The organism is Shinella sp. OV683, assembly GCF_057787725.1.
Genome location: NZ_CM173543.1, coordinates 2,489,593 through 2,505,662 on the forward strand (window position 1 = coordinate 2,489,593; position 16,070 = coordinate 2,505,662).

Below are 16,070 nucleotides of genomic sequence, written 5' to 3' on the forward strand. Positions count from 1 at the left end.
TGAGGAAGGACATTATGTCAAAAACGATCGCATTCTTCCCGGAGGCCGCCTTTGGCCCGGCACTCAATTCCGTCGGCATCGCGCAGGCTGTCGAGGCGCTGGGTCACAAGGCCGTGTTCCTGTCCGACCCCGGCTTCGTGTCGGTCTATGAGGGCTATGGTTTTGAGGCGCATCCCGTGAACCTGTCGGCGCCGATGCCGCCCGAACAGATGGCGAAATTCTGGGAAGACTTCATCAACGGCCACATCCCGAATTTCCGCAAGTCGCCCTACGACCAGATCGACAACTACGTGAAGGATTGCTGGACGGCGATCGTCGATAGCGCCAAGTGGGCCGAGCAGGACTTGCCTAATGTGCTGGCGAAAATCAATCCGGACATGATCTGCGTCGACAATGTCATCCTGTTTCCCGCAATCAAGCATTTCGGCAAACCATGGGTGCGGATCATCTCCTGCTCGGAAAACGAGATCGAAGACGAGAAAATCCCGCCGCATCTGTCAGGCTGCCGCCAGGACGATTATGCCGGCCACAAGGCGTATCGCGATCATTTCAACGAGGTGATCCAGCCGATCCATGACGACTTCAACACCTTCATTGCCGGCACCGGCGAAGCGCCCTACCCGGTCGGCCAGTTCTTCGAGGCCTCGCCGTTCATGAACCTGCTGCTCTATCCGGAGCCGGTGAAGTTCGACCGCGAGCAGCCGCTCGATCCCAACCAGTTCCAGTATCTCGAGGGTTGCGTGCGCAAGGAAGCACCCTACGAAGTTCCGACCTTTGCCGCCAACAACGACAAGCCGCTGATCTACATCTCGTTCGGCTCGCTCGGCGCCGGCGACACCGACCTGCTCAAGCGACTGATCGCCACCATCGGCAAGCTGCCCTATCGCGCGCTGGTCAATGTCGGCGATTACAAGGACCAGTACGAGAACCTGCCGGGCAATGTGATCGTCGACAGCTGGTTCCCGCAGCCATCCGTCATCCCGCAGATCGATGCGGCCATCCATCACGGCGGCAACAACTCGTTCACTGAGTGCCTGTATTTCGGCAAGCCCGCAATCATCATGCCGTATGTCTGGGACGGCCACGACAATGCCACACGCGTGGACGAGACCGGGCATGGCTTCAAGATGCCGCGCTACGACTGGACGGATGCCGATCTTGCCGCCAAGCTCGATCGGATGATCAACGACCCCGCGATGAAAGCCAGGCTTGCGGCAACATCAGCACATATGCAGGCTCGCAATGGTCCGGAAAAGGCTGCCGGCATCCTCGACCAACTCGTCAAGACGGGGAGCTATCATGCCTGAGACCCTGAAATCCTCAGCCCCGCACATCCACAATGCCACCGCCTTCGCCGATCTCGTCGATTGGGGTTCGCAGCCGGATAGCGTCGAGGGCCAGTCGCATTCGACCGGGCGGCTACTGTTCAAGGGACCGAACAACCAGCCGGAAACCGGCATCTGGGTGTGCACGCCGGGTCGCTGGAAGCTGTCGATCCCGCGCGACGAGTTCTGCCATTTCGTCAGCGGACGCGCGACCTATACGCATGACAATGGCGACGTGATCGAAGTCTCTGCCGGTACCGCCGTCACCTTCCTGGCCGGCTGGACCGGCGAATGCGTGGTGCATGAGACCATGCGCAACATCTACATGCTGGCCTGAGGAATATCCGACATGACCACGCCGAACTGGCCCGACTACACATTAGTCACCATGGACGATTGGGGCGCGAGCCCGACCGCAATCTCGGGCACTCCGCATATGCACGGCAAGATCCTGTCGGTGAATTCAGATGGATCCAGCGAATCCGGTATCTGGTCCTGTACCCCGGGCGAGCGGACGATCACTTTTCCCAAGGATGAGTTCTGCTACTTCCTCGACGGCGAAGGTTCCTATGTCCGCCACGATGGAGAAGTCATTCCGGTACAAGGCGGCGCGATCGTCTTCTTCCCCGCTGGTTGGACCGGTCGCTCGATCGTTACAAAAACACTCTCCAAGGCCTTCATGAGCCGTTGATTTCTAGAGGAAATATCGATGACCTCTGCACCACTGATGCGCAAACCGCTTGAACAGACCGATCTCGTCGATTGGGGCACGATCCCGACAATGATCGAGGGCGTCTCCCATGTATCCGGCAAGCTGATCCACAAGGGCCCGAACGGTGAAAACGAATGCGGCCTGTGGATCTGCACTCCCGGCAAATGGGAATGCCACGTGACACGCGACGAATTCTGCCACTTCCTTGAAGGCCGCAGCACTTATGTGCATGAAAATGGCGACGTCATCGAGATCATGCCCGACACTGCTGCCTTCTTCCCGCAGGACTGGAAAGGCGTCTGCACCGTCCATGAGACGATCAAGAAAGTGTACATGATCCGATGAGTGGCGCAGCTTCGTTCGACCCTCAGGTTCCCGTCTACTACCTGCATCCGAATTATGAGCCGGCTAACGGACAGACGCTCGACATCACCAATCCGGCCACGCTTGCACATGAAGGCCGGATCGCCGAGACGACTTCGGACGAACTGCAGGCGGTGCTGAAGGCCGCAAACGCTGCTCAGAAGGGTTGGAAAGCACTCGACGCCAAGACGCGCGCCACCATCCTGCACAGGATCGCCAACAAGATCGAAGCCACGGACATGCGTCGCTGTGCCGAGCTGATGGTGCGCGAGATGGGCAAGCCCTATCCCGAGGCAATCGGCGAAGTCGCCAATTGCGCCGGCGCGTTCCGCTATTTCGCCGAAATGGCGCGGGACGATGCGGGCAAGGTGGCGGGCACGACGCAGGCCGGCTCGTTCCAATATGCTCGGTACGAGCCAGTAGGCGTTTCCGTCCATATCATGCCGTTCAATTTCCCCGTTCTGCTGATGTGCTGGACGGTCGCGGCATCGCTTGCCTCAGGCAATGGCTGCATCATCAAGCCGGCGCTGGCGACAACGCTGTCGACGCTGAAATTCATGGAGATTTTCGAGGCGCTGCCTGACGGCCTGATTGCCTGCGTACCGGGTGGCGCCGAGGTCGGGCAGGCACTGATCGCTTCACCGCTCACCCATGCCGTCGCCTTCACGGGCTCGGTCGCGGCGGGCAAGGCCGTGGCTATGGCCGCGGCCGGACAGATGAAGCCGGCAGTGATCGAGGCCGGCGGCTCCGATCCGCTCATCGTCACCAAGCATGCGCCGATCGATGTCGCCGCTGCCGGTGCGGTGACGGCAGCGTTCCATCTCTCGGGTCAAGTCTGCACCTCGGCCGAGCGTTTCTTCGTGGTCGGCGATGTCCATGACGAGTTCGTCGCGGCCTTCGTCGCCGAGACCAAGCGCCTGCGCATCGGCAATGGGTTGGACACAGCGGAGATCGGCCCGCTGGTCAGCGAGGCAGCGCGTGCCAAGGTCATCCGGCTTGTCGAAGACGCCATAGCAAAGGGCGCAAAGGCCATGATCGGCGGCAGGATACCGGCGGATCAACCCATCGGCTGGTTCTACGAGCCAACGATTCTGACTGGCGTAACGCCTGATATGGCCATCATGCGCGAGGAGTGCTTCGGCCCGGTCGCTGCGGTCTGCAGGGTCAAGGATTTCGATGAGGCCATCGAACGCGCCAACGACAGCGAGTTCGGCCTTGGCGCTTCAGTCTTCACGACGTCGCTGGAAGAAGCGATGGAGGCAGCCGAGCGGCTCGAAGCCGGGATGGTCTGGGTGAACAATCCCATGATCGACAACGACGCCCTGCCCTTCGGCGGCTGGAAGAATTCCGGTATCGGTCGGGAGCTGTCCAGGCTCGGGCTCGACACGTTCCGCCGCTCGAAGATGGTGATCATCGACCACAAGCCTGTGCGGCAGAGCTGGTGGTATCCGTATCCCGACGACTGGTTCTTTGAGCGCGGCGGGAGGAAACATGTTTGAGCACTGCGTTTGTGACGCCCCCTCGTCCGGCTCTTCGAGCCACCTTCTCCCCGCAGGGGAGAAGAGGCAACTCGTTGCATCGACTTGAGAAATTCAGACGCCGTCACACGGCGTTGACTTCCCAGTGAAGCAGGAAAAGTAAACTCCCTCTTCTCCCCTGCGGGGAGAAGGTGGCCCGAAGGGTCGGATGAGGGGGTAAACCCAATGGATAAGAAACCGAAAGAATCTCCCAAATGATCATCACCATTCTCGGCGGCGCAGGTTTCATGGGGGCGGGTATTGTCCGCGACATGATTTCCGATCGCGCCATTATCGACATCACAACGATCCGTATTTGCGATACGTCACGCCCGCGCATGGAGGCACTGGTCGCCGAACTCGGCGATGCGAGGCTGCAGCTCGTCGACCTCGACGTTACAAATCCTGCACTGCTCGCCAGCGCGATTTCTGGCGCCGATATCTGCATCAATTGCGTGCCGACGCTGGCCGGTCACCAGATGGTGATTTTCGAAGCAGCGTTTGCCGCCCGAGTGCCCTATGTCGACCTTGGCGGGCTCGGTACTTATACGGTCAAGCAGATCGCCGAGCACGAACGTTTCAAGGCCGCCGGCATGACGGCTGTCACCGGTATTGGGGCCGATCCGGGGATGTCCAACGTCATCTGCCGTGCCGTTGCCGACGAACTCGACGAGATCGACCGCATTAACCTCTACTGGGCGGCAGAACTGGTCGGTGCCGAAAACCCGATCCTGGTGCCGCCCTACTCTGTGTCCACCGTGCTGGCCGAATACGCCCATCCCTCGACGCAGTTTCTCGACGGCAAGCATGTCACCTGCGCGCCTATGACCGGTGTCGAAGTCATCGACCTGCCGGAGCCTTGGGGTCGCTGTGAATTCATGTATTCACCACATTCAGAACAGCTGACCGTGCCGCTCGCCGAAGGCATTTCGGGAAAGGGTATTCAGGAATTTACCTGGAAACTGCATCTGCCGCATCGCGAACACGAGGCGTGGGTCGGACTAGTGAAGGCCGGTTTTGGCGATCTGGATGCTACAGTCGAAGTCAATGGCGTACAGGTCAAGGCACTCGATGTGCTGACGAAGATGATACAGCGAAACATCGACAAGAACGGCGAGCGGATTCCCGAACAGCAGAGCCATGAGATCCATTTCGCCATCGGCCATGGGCGCCAGAATGGCCAGCCGCGTACGGTTCGCTGCGACGTCATCGTCACCCCCGATCCGATGTATGACGGCTATGTCGATGCCTGCACGTCGATGAATGCCTCGATTGCGGCTCAGTTGATCCTCAAACATCCCCGAAAGCCGGGCGTCTACGCGCCTGAAGGCTATTTCGACGCCGCAACCTACTTTCCGGAACTCGAAAAGCGCAAGTTCAAGATATCGAAGACGATAACCTGAAGCTTGTGGTCGATCGACGCCTATGTCTTTATAATGGTTCTAAGCAATTTCAGCGGAGCCATTTGCCATGACGATCGAGACCACCGAAGGAACTGCCATCGCGATCACCTATGACGGCAAGCGCTGCATTCATGCGCGGCGTTGCGTCATGGGTGAACCCGCCGTTTTCCGCGCCAATGTCGAAGGCCCATGGATCGACGCCAATGGGGCTACGGCCGAAGAAATCAAGCATGTCGCGCTGAACTGTCCTTCCGGCGCGATCACCATCCGGCGCAAGGATGGCGGCACCGAGGAGCATGCGCCCAAGGCCAACATCGTCATAGTGCGCGAAAACGGCCCATTGGCGATCCATGCCGATCTGACGATCGAGGGTCATGGCCAGATGTTCCGGGCGACGCTCTGTCGCTGCGGGCTGTCGCGCAACAAACCGTTCTGTGACAATTCCCACATCGAGGGCGGGTTTCACACGTCGGGTGAACCCGCCTCGACGGAATCCAATCTGGCCATCACCGATCTCACTGGACCGGTGACGATTACGCCGACTCCGAATGGCCCGCTAAAGGTGATCGGCAACCTCGAGATCGAGTCCGGCACCGGTCGTAATGTCACCCGCGTCGACAAAGCCTGGCTCTGTCGCTGCGGGCAATCCTCGAAGAAGCCTTATTGCGACGGCACCCACAAGACGGCGGGTTTCGAGGCGCCGTGAAGGTCTGACTAAACCTTCACGTATTTCCGCCAGTCGTGCTCTTCCTTGAAGCCGAGCACTTCGCGGATCTTTCGGTTGGACAGCAGGCTCTCGTACTCGCCGATTTCGCGCGTGAATTTCACATTCGGGAAGAAGCGCGCGGCGAGTTCGCGACTTGGCGTGTTGGCCGAGACGGTGTCATTGGCGGCATTGAAGACCTGATAGCCCATGCCGTCCTTCTCGATGCAGAGATGGACGATCTGCGCCAGATCGCGCGCATCTATGTAGGACCAGGCGATGCGCTTGCGCATTTCCGGATTGGCGAAGAATTTCGGGAAAAGCTCGTATTCGTGTGGTTCGATGACATTGCCGATGCGCAGCGCATAGATATCGGCGCCGGAACGTTCGGCGAAGGCGCGCGCCGTCTTCTCGTTTAGCACTTTGGAAAGACCATAAGAGTCCATCGGATTGACATCATAGTCTTCGTCCAGCGGGAACTGGTGGAAATCGCGGTGACCTTCGGCAAAGCAGACGCCATAGGTCGTCTCGCTCGATGCGACGATGATCTTGCGAACACCCAGCTTCACCGCCGCCTCGATGACATTGTAGGTGCCCATCGTGTTGATGCGGAATGTCTCGTTGTCGGGCTTGATCAGGATGCGCGGGATCGCTGCGAAATGCACCACGGCATCGAAGGGCTGGGGGCCATTACCCTGCTCCATGTCGGGGAAATCCCGATGCATGGACAGCGCGTTATACACCTGTCCTGCATCGGTGATATCGACGATCAGATTGGTCACGCCAGGGCTGTCGAGCGGCACCAGATCGATATTGTGAACCTCGTATCCGGCATTGATCAGCCACGGCACCATGTGCCGTCCTGCCTTGCCCGAACCGCCGGTGAAAAGAATGCGCTTCTTCATGATCGTTCCTCCGCAATCGTGTCGCGAAGGTCTAGCGAATTCATATGACAATAGCCAGTGCGCGCAGCAGGGAACTGCAAGAACCCGGACGAATGCAAAAAGCCCCGCTGTTGCCAGCGGGGCTCCGAAGACCGATCAATTGAGGCTTACGCCCTGTCGATCGTTATTCGATGATCGAAGCGACGATGCCGGCGCCGACGGTACGGCCGCCTTCGCGGATGGCGAAGCGCAGCTTTTCTTCCATGGCGATCGGCACGATCAGTTCGACAGACACCGTGACGTTGTCGCCAGGCATGACCATTTCCGTGCCTTCCGGCAGGCTCACGATACCGGTCACGTCAGTCGTACGGAAGTAGAACTGCGGGCGGTAGTTGGTGAAGAACGGCGTATGACGGCCGCCTTCTTCCTTGGTCAGGATGTAGGCTTCGGCCATGAACTTCTTGTGCGGCTTGACCGAACCCGGCTTGCACAGGATCTGGCCACGCTCGACGCCGTCACGGGTGACGCCGCGGATCAGCGCGCCGATGTTGTCGCCGGCCTGGCCCTGGTCGAGCAGCTTGCGGAACATTTCAACGCCGGTCACCGTCGTCTTGGTGGTGGCGCGGATGCCGACGATCTCGACTTCTTCGCCAACCTTGACGATGCCACGCTCGACGCGACCGGTCACAACCGTACCACGGCCCGAGATCGAGAACACGTCTTCGATCGGCAGCAGGAACGGCAGGTTGATCGGACGTTCCGGCGTCGGGATGTAGGCGTCAACCGCTGCCATCAGTTCGCGGATCGCGTCTTCGCCGATCTTCTTGTCGGAATCTTCAAGCGCGGCCAGAGCCGAACCCTTGATGATCGGGATTTCATCGCCCGGGAAGTCGTAGGACGACAGCAGTTCGCGCACTTCGAGCTCAACGAGTTCGAGAAGCTCGGCATCATCGACCTGGTCGACCTTGTTGAGGAACACGACGATGGCAGGCACGCCAACCTGGCGGGCCAAGAGGATGTGTTCGCGGGTCTGCGGCATCGGGCCGTCAGCGGCCGAGCACACCAGGATCGCGCCGTCCATCTGTGCGGCACCGGTGATCATGTTCTTGACGTAGTCGGCGTGGCCGGGGCAGTCAACGTGGGCGTAGTGGCGGGCAGCCGTTTCATATTCGACGTGCGCCGTCGAAATGGTGATGCCGCGGGCCTTTTCTTCCGGAGCAGCGTCGATCTGGTCATACGCCTTGTATTCACCGAAATACTTGGTGATCGCAGCCGTCAGCGACGTCTTGCCGTGGTCGACGTGACCGATCGTGCCAATGTTGACGTGCGGCTTGTTCCGCTCGAATTTGCTCTTTGCCATTTGGATGCATCCCTATTGTCGAAAGACGGCTGCCAGCCCGTGAACCGGGCCGGGTTGCGCAGCCGTTTAGAGGTTTCGCTTGTAATGCGCAAGCAAAATTGTTGAAACTGCTAGCAACCCCGGCCGTGCAGCCGAACATGGTGAATTTGTCCGCGTTTTCAAGTGTCTGGATGGGCTCGGACGGACACTTGCGAAACAAGAGCTCAGATATCGGGCGGAGGAGATAGCCGAAATGGGAGCTCGGACGCCCGGCGTTGTTCTCGCAGTTTTCGCGATCGGCCTCACGGCGTGGTGGATATGGCCTGACGTCTGCCGGCGATTCAACCTATGCTATCCGGCCTGCCGGATCGCGGCAAACGGCGTCGAAAGCTGGACGCGACTTGAACCCATCATCCGGCAATCGGAATGGATCGCTGCCGGTGCCTCGCCCGGCAATGAATGCCTGACGTTGCTGATAGCGCTGAGAAAGCAGCATCCGCAAAAGCAGATCGCCATCGACACGGTGTCGATGGCCCATGAGCGGGTGCCCAAATTGTTCTACCAATACGACTGCACCTTCGATGTGCAGGAACCGGTCTATCAATTGGCGCGCAACGCACAATGTCCGCCGGAACCAGGTGATCTCGGCAAGTAATGCAATGTAGCAATGTCGAAGAAATCAAGCCAACTGGAGCGGGTAACGGGAATCGAACCCGTGTATTCAGCTTGGAAGGCTGCTGCTCTACCATTGAGCTATACCCGCCTCGTTCGATCCGATGACGAATGGTGGAGAGAGTTGGATTTGAACCAACGTAGGCTGAGCCAACGGATTTACAGTCCGTCCCCTTTAACCACTCGGGCATCTCTCCATTCTTTCGTCCGGATCAAGCGACCAAGCACTTCCGACTGCAAATCGTCCTGCAATCTGGGCCGGGTATATGACCGCCCAAATATGCCCTGTCAACATGGGGGAGCAAAAAAATTGGGCTTATTCAGTGCTGCCGGAGTGACCTGGCCGCGGAGACCGACTATAGCGATCACATGACCAAAGATACCAAAACACCCAAAGACACCCACTACGCCACTCTCAGACGCGCCCATCGCGACCAGAAGCGGGAACGCGGGGAATTGCCCCCTGCCGCACCTTTCAAGAAAAAGGCGCCCGGCGACTGGAAAGCACCGCCGCTGGCACCCGACACAGTGCTACTTTACGGCCTGCATACGGTGAAAGCGGCCATCGCCAATCCGGATCGCAAGATTCTCAAGCTGATGGTGACGCAGAACGCGCTTGCGCGGCTCGAACTCGGCGACACCGAGCAATTCGCCTTCCCGATCGACATGGTCGCACCGCACGAGATCGACAAGCATCTCGGCCCCGACGCCATCCATCAGGGCGTTTTGCTCGAAGCGCGTCCCCTGCCCGTGCGCAAGCTCGATTCGTTGCGTGACAAGCCGCTGATTCTGGTGCTTGACCAGGTCACCGATCCGCACAATGTCGGCGCAATCCTGCGTTCCGCCGTGGCCTTCGATGCCGGCGCTGTCGTGACGACGGAGCGGCATTCACCGACCGAATCGGGCGTGATGGCGAAATCCGCATCGGGTGCGCTCGAGCTCATTCCCTATATCCAGATCGCCAATCTTGCCGATGCGCTGGAAGAGCTGCACAAGCTCGGCTTTCAGACGATCGGGCTTGATTCGGATGGACCACAGCCGCTGGAAGGCACGTTTTCGGGCGAGAAGATTGCCCTCGTGCTCGGCGCAGAAGGAAAGGGCCTGCGCCAGAAGACGCAGGCAACCTGCAATGCCCTGGCTCGCCTCGACATGCCCGGCGCGATCAAGTCGCTGAACGTGTCGAATGCCGCGGCGATTTCGCTCTATGCGGCCCGCAACCACCTGAAGGCGTGATCCTCACGCCTTCTTGAGGAATTCTGTTCTGAGCACCAGACCCTTGATCTTGGCATGACGGCATTCGACTTCGTCGGGGTCGTCGGTCAGATGGATGCCCTTGATCACGGTGCCGCGCTTGAGAGTCTCCGAGGTCCCCTTGACCTTGAGATCCTTGATGAGGGTGACATTGTCACCCTCGGCGAGAATGGTGCCGTTCGAATCCCTGACGTCCATGGTGCGATGACTTCCTGTGAAAATTGAGACTGGCTCTGAAAATTGAGACCGGGCGATATCACGGGCAGGCAGGGCCTGTCGATACCGCCCGGCAACACCTTCTGGGCTAGGCCGAGCTCATGAGCCCTGTTGCGGCTCGCTCATATTTCTTTGCCTTGACGTTACCGGGCAACCGTCGCCGATCTCCGTCCATGAGGACACATTGAGCTTCATCTCGCAGCGCGCCAGATAGCTTCGCCCATCGACCCTCAGGCAGGACGTCTGGCCAAGCTCGAACATCACGCCGCGATTGCGGCATTTACAGTTGTGGGCGTCAGCTGATGTGGCTGGCAAGATCGCCAGCAAAGTCGCGGCAAGCAAGAATCTCTGCGCGGGCATGGCATGGCCTCCACGGCTTTCCATACCCTTGAGAATACGCCTCCCCTCAAGCGTGGTAAAGCCGGCTATAGCGAGCCACTCTGCGGGATTAGTCGGGCACGTGGCAGCCGGTGTCGCCGGCCATCGGGCTGACATTGACCATCTTGCCATCGAACTTCAGTACTGCCTCGTAGGAGATGACGCTGGGCAGCTGCTCGATCTCCTTGGCGTAGTCCGGCGTCCGCTTCTTCTCGGCTTCGTAGGCCGGGCCGCATTCGGGGATCTTTGCGATACCGCCCAGACCAATCATCTTCCTGAGCCTCGCCGCGCAATCGCCGCCATCGAGATAAAGCGAGCAATCGGCGGTGTAGGAACGGCGGAAATTGAGCGTCAGGTTGGTGCCGTCGGTATCGATGGAGTGGAAATCCTCCCCCTCAAAACTGTCTTCGAACAGTCGCTTCATCGTCTTGGCATCATAGACGACGAATGGCATGCCGCCGTCCCAGCCATCCGATCCCTGGAAGAAAGCGAAGTTGCCCTTCACGCCGAGGAAATAACCGGCGATGTCGTCCTTCACCACTTTCTCGTCCTTGGCCGCATCGCGCTTGCAGGCGGCGTTCTGTGGCGTGATCGCCAGCTTTTCCGCCCCCTTCTCGCCAAGATCGACTTCCTTGACCATGAAGCCGGGGAACCGATAGCAATTGACCTGCGGCTGGGCATCGGGATTGGCCTTGTCGGCCGGCAATGGATCGGCATCGATGGTGATTGGCGCATCGAAAGGCGTCGGCGGGGTGTCATCCTTGATCTTGCAGGCGACGGGCACCTTCCTGCCGATTATCCACTCCGCACTTTCGTCATTACCGCTCAGCGTGAACTTGCCGTTGGAGTAAGAGTAGCCGTCGTCATTGCTCTTGGTTTGAGGCAGGGACACCTTCTTGCCGTCGGCGAAGGTGATCTGGACGCCGCTGTCATCGAAGGCCGCCTGCAACTCGGTGCCGTCGTCACAGGTGATCGTGACGCTGTCCTGATCGTCCATCGGCGCGTCCTGCTGGGCCCAAACCGGCCCGCCCATGACCACCAGCCCGGACAGCAAGGCGATCCTCAAAGCGCCGAGAAAGCCAGCACTTGACGGCAGTCCTGTTTCATTTCGGCACACCAGATGCATTCCAATTCCTCCATGAAACTTCGGCGCAACCATTCCGACAGGAAGCGGTTGCATAATGTCGGCTTTCATATTCCTATTCGAGCGTCCAAAGCCATATCGCAAACCGGAAGGGTTGAACATGGGTTTCCAGGTCTCGAAGATCTCCATAGCCAAGTGCCTCGCAAGCGCAGCCATCCTGACCTTTTTCGGTGCAGTGCCATCCGGCATGGCGACGTCGGTCAATCCGCTGTTCGACTTCCAGTCGGACACGATGACCGCCAATTTCCGCAGCGAATTTTCCAGCGTCAGCGGCGCGACCGTCTCGGTCGACATTCCCTATGGCCTGGACGATGCACAGAAATATGACGTCTACATGCCGGAAGGCCGGTCCGACGCGCCGATCATCGTCATGGTGCATGGCGGCGAGTGGACCAGCGGCGACAAGCAGGATGCCAATGTCGCCGAAGCCAAGGCGGGTTACTGGGTGTCGAAGGGTTATGTCTTCGTGTCGCTCAACTATCGCCTGCTGCCCAAGAAGGATCCGCTGATCCAGGCCGCCGACGTGGCTCTGGCCATCGCCAACATCCAAAAGAGCGCGCCGAACTGGAACGCCGACAAGAACAAGATCGTGCTCATGGGCACCGGCGCCGGCGGCCATCTGGTCGCACTGTTGTCGTCCAATCCCTCGCTGGCGTCGGACCAGGGCGCTTCGGTCTGGGCTGGTGCAGTGGTGCTGGAAACGCCTGCGCTCAACATTCCGGCCATCATGAGTTCCGATCACGATTCGGTCTATGACACCGCCTTCGGCTCGAATGTCGAATTCTGGGAAGATTCGTCGCCAAGCCATCTCGTGGCGTCGTCTGGCCTGCCGATGCTGGTGGTCTGCTCCGCGGAAAGCACTGCCAACACCTGCGCCAAAGCCAACGCATTTGCCAATGCCGCCGAGAATGCCGGCGTGCAGATCACGGTGTCGCCCCAAGCGCTGTCCTCCGCGGAGGTCAACAGCAAGCTCGGCACCTCGACGGCCTATACGGATACCGTGGCGAATTACATCGATTCGCTGCTTTGATCTCCCTGTCCCTTTGAGAAGCCGAACTCCCGGCGGCGCAATCCGCCGGGATTTTCTATCGCCAAAGCCGCAAATCCGGGACGCAGCCGCCACGCGGACATTTTTCGCTTGAAAGCGCGGCAGAATGTGCTAACTCCCTCCCCGAAATGCCCTTATAGCTCAGTTGGTAGAGCACCTGATTTGTAATCAGGGGGTCGCGAGTTCGAGTCTTGCTGGGGGCACCATTTTTCTTTTCCACTTTCGCTAAAGTTCGATGCCAGTAGGCTACGTGCACCTGTTGACGCGACTGCCAAAGCTGGTAAAAGCCGCACGTGACCAAGCTGGATGGGTGTCCGAGTGGTTTAAGGAACCGGTCTTGAAAACCGGCGTGCGGGAAACCGTACCGTGGGTTCGAATCCCACCCCATCCGCCAAACCGCCGATTGCACGCTACGGCACGATATTCTGCGCGGCAGCTACATGACACTCCGATCACCGCATGGCTATCACACGGCAGACTACGATAGGCAGTCCAACATCCACTGGACACCGAACCGATCGGTGAGTTTGCCGTAATAACTCCCCACGGCTGCACCGCGAGATGTGTGGTAATCCTGCCGCCATCGGCGAGCACCGCGAACAATCTGTCTGTGGTGGCGCGATCATCCATGATGAGCATGTGAGCGGAGCCTCGCATCGGCTCGGCATCGTGATTGTCCGAGGCGAAGAACAGAAGACCAGGTCCCTCGAAGCGGGCGTGCATGACTTTGCCCCGCATGCCCTCACCGGCGAGCGGCACTCCGTGGTCGCCATGACGCATGAGCGCCGTGACCCGACCAAGGCCACATTCGGTATAGAAGTCGAGCGCTGCTTCACACTGGGTCGTAAAAAAGAGATAGTTAGCAAGCTGCATGGCATGGCCTCCAGTAAGGTACCAGACCGCGAAATCTTCGCGTCTCGCAGTCCAGCTTTGAGGAATTTAGAGATGCGAAACGCTACGGGGCGACACCGGTGCCCACAATGGCCTCGACCAAGCTAGCATTGTCGTAGCTGCGGCCGGCGATGCCCCAAGCTCCTTCCGGAGCGTAGACGATGTTTGACCAGATATGTTCACGCTTCAGCCGGCCCCCGGCCGCCTTTTCGACGATATCCGTTGCCTTCTTAATAAAAGCGCTTTTCGCCTCAGGTGTCGCCAGCGCGATCTCGGGGAGCTTGAGTTCGACAAAAGCTGCCGCCACCACCTTGCCACCGGCAAGGACATGCTCCTTGGGCAGCACGTTGATCGACCCGACGATGTTGGGTGTCATGAAGGCATTCCCGGTCAGACCCGAGACTTCGAGAAGCGCGTCTGTCAGTCCGGAAAAGGCCTCGGCCTGCGCTTGTGGCGATAGCAGACCTTCGGGCACGGTGAGCGTAATGGGCATGGAGTTCTCCTCATTTGAACAGGAACGGCATTTGATATATACCGAATGCTCTCTATCGATAAACACAGATCACTCTCTATGCAAGAGATAAAGAGTGATCACTCTTAATAAGGACGGCTATGCGCTACAGCCCCGAGCATAAACAGGAGACCAAATCCAAGATCGTGGCGGCGGCGGGCCGGGTTTTCCGAAAGGAGGGCTATGGTGGCGGCGGCATCGAAGCATTGACCAAGGCCGCCGGCGTGACTAACGGCGCCTTCTATGGGCACTTTAAGTCCAAGAGCGAAGCCTTCCGCACCGCCGTGCTGTCAGGCTTGGAAGAGTTACGGCAAGGGATTGCAGCGCTCAAAGGCAGCGAACAGACGAGCTGGCTGACGACCTTCGTGGGATTCTATCTTGGTTACAAACGGACCTGCGATCTCGGCGAAAGCTGTGCCTTGCCGAGCCTGTCCACCGACGTGATGCGAGCGGACGACGATACGCGCGCTGCTTATACGGCAGAGTTGAAGCGCCTCGTCGAAGAGGTCGCCGCAGGTTTGCCGGAGAATGATGCGCCAGGCACGCCCGTCGGTTCGCAAAAAGATCAGGCGATCGTACTGCTCGCCATGCTCAGCGGAGGCGTTACGCTTGCCCGAGCCGTATCGGACCCGGAGTTGTCGGACCGCATCGCCCACCTCGTAGCGCAGGCAGCGTTACGCTTGACCGGCCAGAAAGCACTGGACAGCGCGCATTCGAGTTCTGCCGACCATTAAAATTGTGCGGCGTTAGAGGGCTATAGCGTACATATAGTGCTCATCTTCGTCAGGTGCGGCCGGCCGATTGAGACAGCTACACTCTCAAGGCGGCAATAGGAGGGAGGATTCGCTTTTAGCCAAAGCGAAGGTGCCGGTCTTCCGCCGATGCACGAACACGCCTGAGTTGGGGAAATCAGCCATATGGAGCCATTGCGTGGCTTGTGGCCTCGTGGCTACCCATCCGCCGATATATTTCCCACATATCGTTTCCAATTGCCGATATCGCCGGCTTTGTCGCAAAAAGCCCGGCTATTTGCCGGGCTTTCAATGTTTACGAGGCGAGTTGCCGATCAGCGGCAGACGCGAACGCGCTTGATGTAGACATTACCCCAATCGTCGTAGCGACGAACCTTCTTGATGAAGCAATAGTCGTTGTAGTAGGTCGGCTCGATGATGACGCGTGGGCCGCCCCAGTAGCCGCCGCGCCAGCGATCGTGGCGCCATGCTTCATGACGCCAGCCGTTGTGGCGCCAGCGGTCGTCGCGGCGGTTGTCGTGACGCCAGCTTTCGTGATGCCGGCCATCGCGGCGCCAGTCTTCGCCCCGATCACGGCCGTCAGCTTGGGCGACGGATGCAAGCGAGACAGTCGCCATAACAGCGGCAAGCGCGCCAATGATAATCTTCTTCATGGTGTTCTCCCAACTCGAGCCGAAACCTCAGCGTTTCATTCTCGTATGGGATGGTTCTAGATCTCATCGACTGAACCGGATGTGAATGCGTCGTTCATCCAGACGATCGCTTCGCAAGGTGCGATGCCGCCGGCGGTGCTCCCCTCAGGCTACGCAGTAGATATCCGGTTAGAAGTTTTTTCTGGAACTTTCTTTTCCACTCCCGTAGGTCCCTTCGGGATCGGATGGTCGATCCGCCGACGATTGTCAGACCGTGCCAATGTCACGGTATCATTCATGACGCCCGACAAGCCACCAGCAAGCCAGAA

Annotated in this window: 18 protein-coding genes, 4 tRNA genes and 1 pseudogene; 13 read left to right on the forward strand and 10 right to left on the reverse strand. The window is 59.1% G+C overall.

Translation table 11 applies throughout. The features are described from left to right. Window positions 1-11 precede the first annotated feature (11 nt). From ACXHRN_RS11875 to ACXHRN_RS11905, 7 genes are all read left to right on the forward strand, one after another. On the forward strand, window positions 12-1,307 hold the full coding sequence (locus tag ACXHRN_RS11875; protein ID WP_488641890.1) for a nucleotide disphospho-sugar-binding domain-containing protein: 1,296 nt from the start codon (window positions 12-14) through the stop codon (window positions 1,305-1,307). Continuing rightward, window positions 1,300-1,662 (forward strand): cupin domain-containing protein, encoded by a 363-nt coding sequence (locus ACXHRN_RS11880; RefSeq protein WP_488641517.1) that lies wholly within the window; start codon window positions 1,300-1,302, stop codon window positions 1,660-1,662. Before ACXHRN_RS11875 ends, ACXHRN_RS11880 begins: the two co-directional genes overlap by 8 nt. Before the next feature lie 12 nt (window positions 1,663-1,674). After that, on the forward strand, window positions 1,675-2,016 hold the full coding sequence (locus tag ACXHRN_RS11885; protein ID WP_488641518.1) for a cupin domain-containing protein: 342 nt from the start codon (window positions 1,675-1,677) through the stop codon (window positions 2,014-2,016). An 18-nt stretch (window positions 2,017-2,034) separates the two neighbouring features. Next, the gene (locus ACXHRN_RS11890) at window positions 2,035-2,382 is read left to right on the forward strand and encodes a cupin domain-containing protein (RefSeq protein WP_488641519.1); all 348 of its coding nucleotides are present in this window, start codon (window positions 2,035-2,037) and stop codon (window positions 2,380-2,382) included. After that, window positions 2,379-3,899 carry an aldehyde dehydrogenase family protein gene (locus ACXHRN_RS11895; RefSeq protein ID WP_488641520.1) on the forward strand — a complete coding sequence of 507 codons (1,521 nt, stop codon included), beginning with the start codon at window positions 2,379-2,381 and terminating at the stop codon, window positions 3,897-3,899. Before ACXHRN_RS11890 ends, ACXHRN_RS11895 begins: the two co-directional genes overlap by 4 nt. 233 nt (window positions 3,900-4,132) lie before the next feature. Further along, on the forward strand, window positions 4,133-5,320 hold the full coding sequence (locus tag ACXHRN_RS11900) for a saccharopine dehydrogenase family protein (protein ID WP_488641521.1): 1,188 nt from the start codon (window positions 4,133-4,135) through the stop codon (window positions 5,318-5,320). 67 nt (window positions 5,321-5,387) lie between these two features. Continuing rightward, on the forward strand, window positions 5,388-6,026 hold the full coding sequence (locus ACXHRN_RS11905) for a CDGSH iron-sulfur domain-containing protein (protein WP_488641522.1): 639 nt from the start codon (window positions 5,388-5,390) through the stop codon (window positions 6,024-6,026). An 8-nt stretch (window positions 6,027-6,034) separates the two neighbouring features. Here the strand turns inward: ACXHRN_RS11905 and ACXHRN_RS11910 are convergent, their stop codons facing one another. Both ACXHRN_RS11910 and tuf read right to left on the reverse strand, forming a co-directional pair. Further along, a complete protein-coding gene (locus ACXHRN_RS11910) occupies window positions 6,035-6,928 on the reverse strand; it encodes an NAD-dependent epimerase/dehydratase family protein (protein WP_488641523.1) in 894 nt (297 codons plus the stop codon). Between the two features lie 163 nt (window positions 6,929-7,091). Next, entirely contained in the window at window positions 7,092-8,267 is a 1,176-nt protein-coding gene (gene tuf / locus ACXHRN_RS11915) for an elongation factor Tu (RefSeq protein WP_488641116.1), read from the reverse strand. Window positions 8,268-8,499: 232 nt separating this feature from the next. Here tuf and ACXHRN_RS11920 point away from each other — a divergent pair, with 232 nt between their 5' ends. Further along, window positions 8,500-8,901, forward strand: coding sequence for a hypothetical protein (locus ACXHRN_RS11920; protein WP_488641524.1), 402 nt, complete (start codon window positions 8,500-8,502; stop codon window positions 8,899-8,901). Window positions 8,902-8,935: 34 nt separating this feature from the next. Here ACXHRN_RS11920 and ACXHRN_RS11925 read toward each other — a convergent pair. Continuing rightward, window positions 8,936-9,009 (reverse strand) — tRNA-Gly (locus tag ACXHRN_RS11925). A 21-nt stretch (window positions 9,010-9,030) separates the two neighbouring features. Further along, window positions 9,031-9,115 (reverse strand) — tRNA-Tyr (locus ACXHRN_RS11930). Between the two features lie 172 nt (window positions 9,116-9,287). Between ACXHRN_RS11930 and ACXHRN_RS11935 the strand changes: the two genes are divergently transcribed. Continuing rightward, window positions 9,288-10,151, forward strand: coding sequence for a TrmH family RNA methyltransferase (locus ACXHRN_RS11935; protein WP_488641525.1), 864 nt, complete (start codon window positions 9,288-9,290; stop codon window positions 10,149-10,151). A gap of 3 nt (window positions 10,152-10,154) precedes the next feature. Here the strand turns inward: ACXHRN_RS11935 and ACXHRN_RS11940 are convergent, their stop codons facing one another. The 3 genes from ACXHRN_RS11940 to ACXHRN_RS11950 form a co-directional block, all read right to left on the reverse strand. Next, the gene (locus ACXHRN_RS11940) at window positions 10,155-10,367 is read right to left on the reverse strand and encodes an alkylphosphonate utilization protein (RefSeq protein ID WP_488641526.1); all 213 of its coding nucleotides are present in this window, start codon (window positions 10,365-10,367) and stop codon (window positions 10,155-10,157) included. 117 nt (window positions 10,368-10,484) lie between these two features. Beyond that, window positions 10,485-10,745: a hypothetical protein gene (locus ACXHRN_RS11945; RefSeq protein ID WP_488641527.1), complete on the reverse strand. Its 261-nt coding sequence runs from the start codon at window positions 10,743-10,745 to the stop codon at window positions 10,485-10,487. 88 nt (window positions 10,746-10,833) lie between these two features. Further along, window positions 10,834-11,880: a hypothetical protein gene (locus tag ACXHRN_RS11950; RefSeq protein WP_488641528.1), complete on the reverse strand. Its 1,047-nt coding sequence runs from the start codon at window positions 11,878-11,880 to the stop codon at window positions 10,834-10,836. Between the two features lie 127 nt (window positions 11,881-12,007). Here ACXHRN_RS11950 and ACXHRN_RS11955 point away from each other — a divergent pair, with 127 nt between their 5' ends. From ACXHRN_RS11955 to ACXHRN_RS11965, 3 genes are all read left to right on the forward strand, one after another. Next, a complete protein-coding gene (locus ACXHRN_RS11955) occupies window positions 12,008-12,937 on the forward strand; it encodes an alpha/beta hydrolase (protein ID WP_488641529.1) in 930 nt (309 codons plus the stop codon). A gap of 148 nt (window positions 12,938-13,085) precedes the next feature. Further along, window positions 13,086-13,161: transfer RNA gene (locus ACXHRN_RS11960), tRNA-Thr, on the forward strand. A gap of 98 nt (window positions 13,162-13,259) precedes the next feature. Continuing rightward, window positions 13,260-13,349: transfer RNA gene (locus ACXHRN_RS11965), tRNA-Ser, on the forward strand. A gap of 84 nt (window positions 13,350-13,433) precedes the next feature. On the opposite strand, the pseudogene ACXHRN_RS11970 reads toward ACXHRN_RS11965, so the two are convergent. Continuing rightward, a pseudogene (locus tag ACXHRN_RS11970) lies at window positions 13,434-13,828 on the reverse strand (VOC family protein). 82 nt (window positions 13,829-13,910) lie between these two features. Continuing rightward, complete coding sequence (locus tag ACXHRN_RS11975) at window positions 13,911-14,339, reverse strand: tautomerase family protein (protein ID WP_488641530.1); 429 nt, start codon at window positions 14,337-14,339, stop codon at window positions 13,911-13,913. A gap of 119 nt (window positions 14,340-14,458) precedes the next feature. Here ACXHRN_RS11975 and ACXHRN_RS11980 point away from each other — a divergent pair, with 119 nt between their 5' ends. After that, window positions 14,459-15,091: a TetR/AcrR family transcriptional regulator gene (locus ACXHRN_RS11980; RefSeq protein ID WP_488641531.1), complete on the forward strand. Its 633-nt coding sequence runs from the start codon at window positions 14,459-14,461 to the stop codon at window positions 15,089-15,091. A 332-nt stretch (window positions 15,092-15,423) separates the two neighbouring features. On the opposite strand, the gene ACXHRN_RS11985 is transcribed toward ACXHRN_RS11980, so the two are convergent. Further along, window positions 15,424-15,762, reverse strand: a complete 339-nt coding sequence (locus ACXHRN_RS11985) for a hypothetical protein (RefSeq protein ID WP_488641532.1) — start codon at window positions 15,760-15,762, stop codon at window positions 15,424-15,426. Between the last annotated feature and the right edge of the window lie 308 nt (window positions 15,763-16,070).

Bases quoted from the DNA above. Each gene is read 5' to 3' on its own strand.
- ACXHRN_RS11880 (WP_488641517.1), top strand. From the start codon at position 1,300: ATGCCTGAGACCCTGAAATCCTCAGCCCCGCACATCCACAATGCCACC.
- ACXHRN_RS11885 (WP_488641518.1), top strand. From the start codon at position 1,675: ATGACCACGCCGAACTGGCCCGACTACACATTAGTCACCATGGACGAT.
- ACXHRN_RS11890 (WP_488641519.1), top strand. From the start codon at position 2,035: ATGACCTCTGCACCACTGATGCGCAAACCGCTTGAACAGACCGATCTC.
- ACXHRN_RS11895 (WP_488641520.1), top strand. From the start codon at position 2,379: ATGAGTGGCGCAGCTTCGTTCGACCCTCAGGTTCCCGTCTACTACCTG.
- ACXHRN_RS11900 (WP_488641521.1), top strand. From the start codon at position 4,133: ATGATCATCACCATTCTCGGCGGCGCAGGTTTCATGGGGGCGGGTATT.
- ACXHRN_RS11905 (WP_488641522.1), top strand. From the start codon at position 5,388: ATGACGATCGAGACCACCGAAGGAACTGCCATCGCGATCACCTATGAC.
- ACXHRN_RS11910 (WP_488641523.1), bottom strand. From the start codon at position 6,928: ATGAAGAAGCGCATTCTTTTCACCGGCGGTTCGGGCAAGGCAGGACGG.
- tuf (WP_488641116.1), bottom strand. From the start codon at position 8,267: ATGGCAAAGAGCAAATTCGAGCGGAACAAGCCGCACGTCAACATTGGC.
- ACXHRN_RS11920 (WP_488641524.1), top strand. From the start codon at position 8,500: ATGGGAGCTCGGACGCCCGGCGTTGTTCTCGCAGTTTTCGCGATCGGC.
- ACXHRN_RS11935 (WP_488641525.1), top strand. From the start codon at position 9,288: ATGACCAAAGATACCAAAACACCCAAAGACACCCACTACGCCACTCTC.
- ACXHRN_RS11940 (WP_488641526.1), bottom strand. From the start codon at position 10,367: ATGGACGTCAGGGATTCGAACGGCACCATTCTCGCCGAGGGTGACAAT.
- ACXHRN_RS11945 (WP_488641527.1), bottom strand. From the start codon at position 10,745: ATGCCCGCGCAGAGATTCTTGCTTGCCGCGACTTTGCTGGCGATCTTG.
- ACXHRN_RS11955 (WP_488641529.1), top strand. From the start codon at position 12,008: ATGGGTTTCCAGGTCTCGAAGATCTCCATAGCCAAGTGCCTCGCAAGC.
- ACXHRN_RS11975 (WP_488641530.1), bottom strand. From the start codon at position 14,339: ATGCCCATTACGCTCACCGTGCCCGAAGGTCTGCTATCGCCACAAGCG.
- ACXHRN_RS11980 (WP_488641531.1), top strand. From the start codon at position 14,459: ATGCGCTACAGCCCCGAGCATAAACAGGAGACCAAATCCAAGATCGTG.
- ACXHRN_RS11985 (WP_488641532.1), bottom strand. From the start codon at position 15,762: ATGAAGAAGATTATCATTGGCGCGCTTGCCGCTGTTATGGCGACTGTC.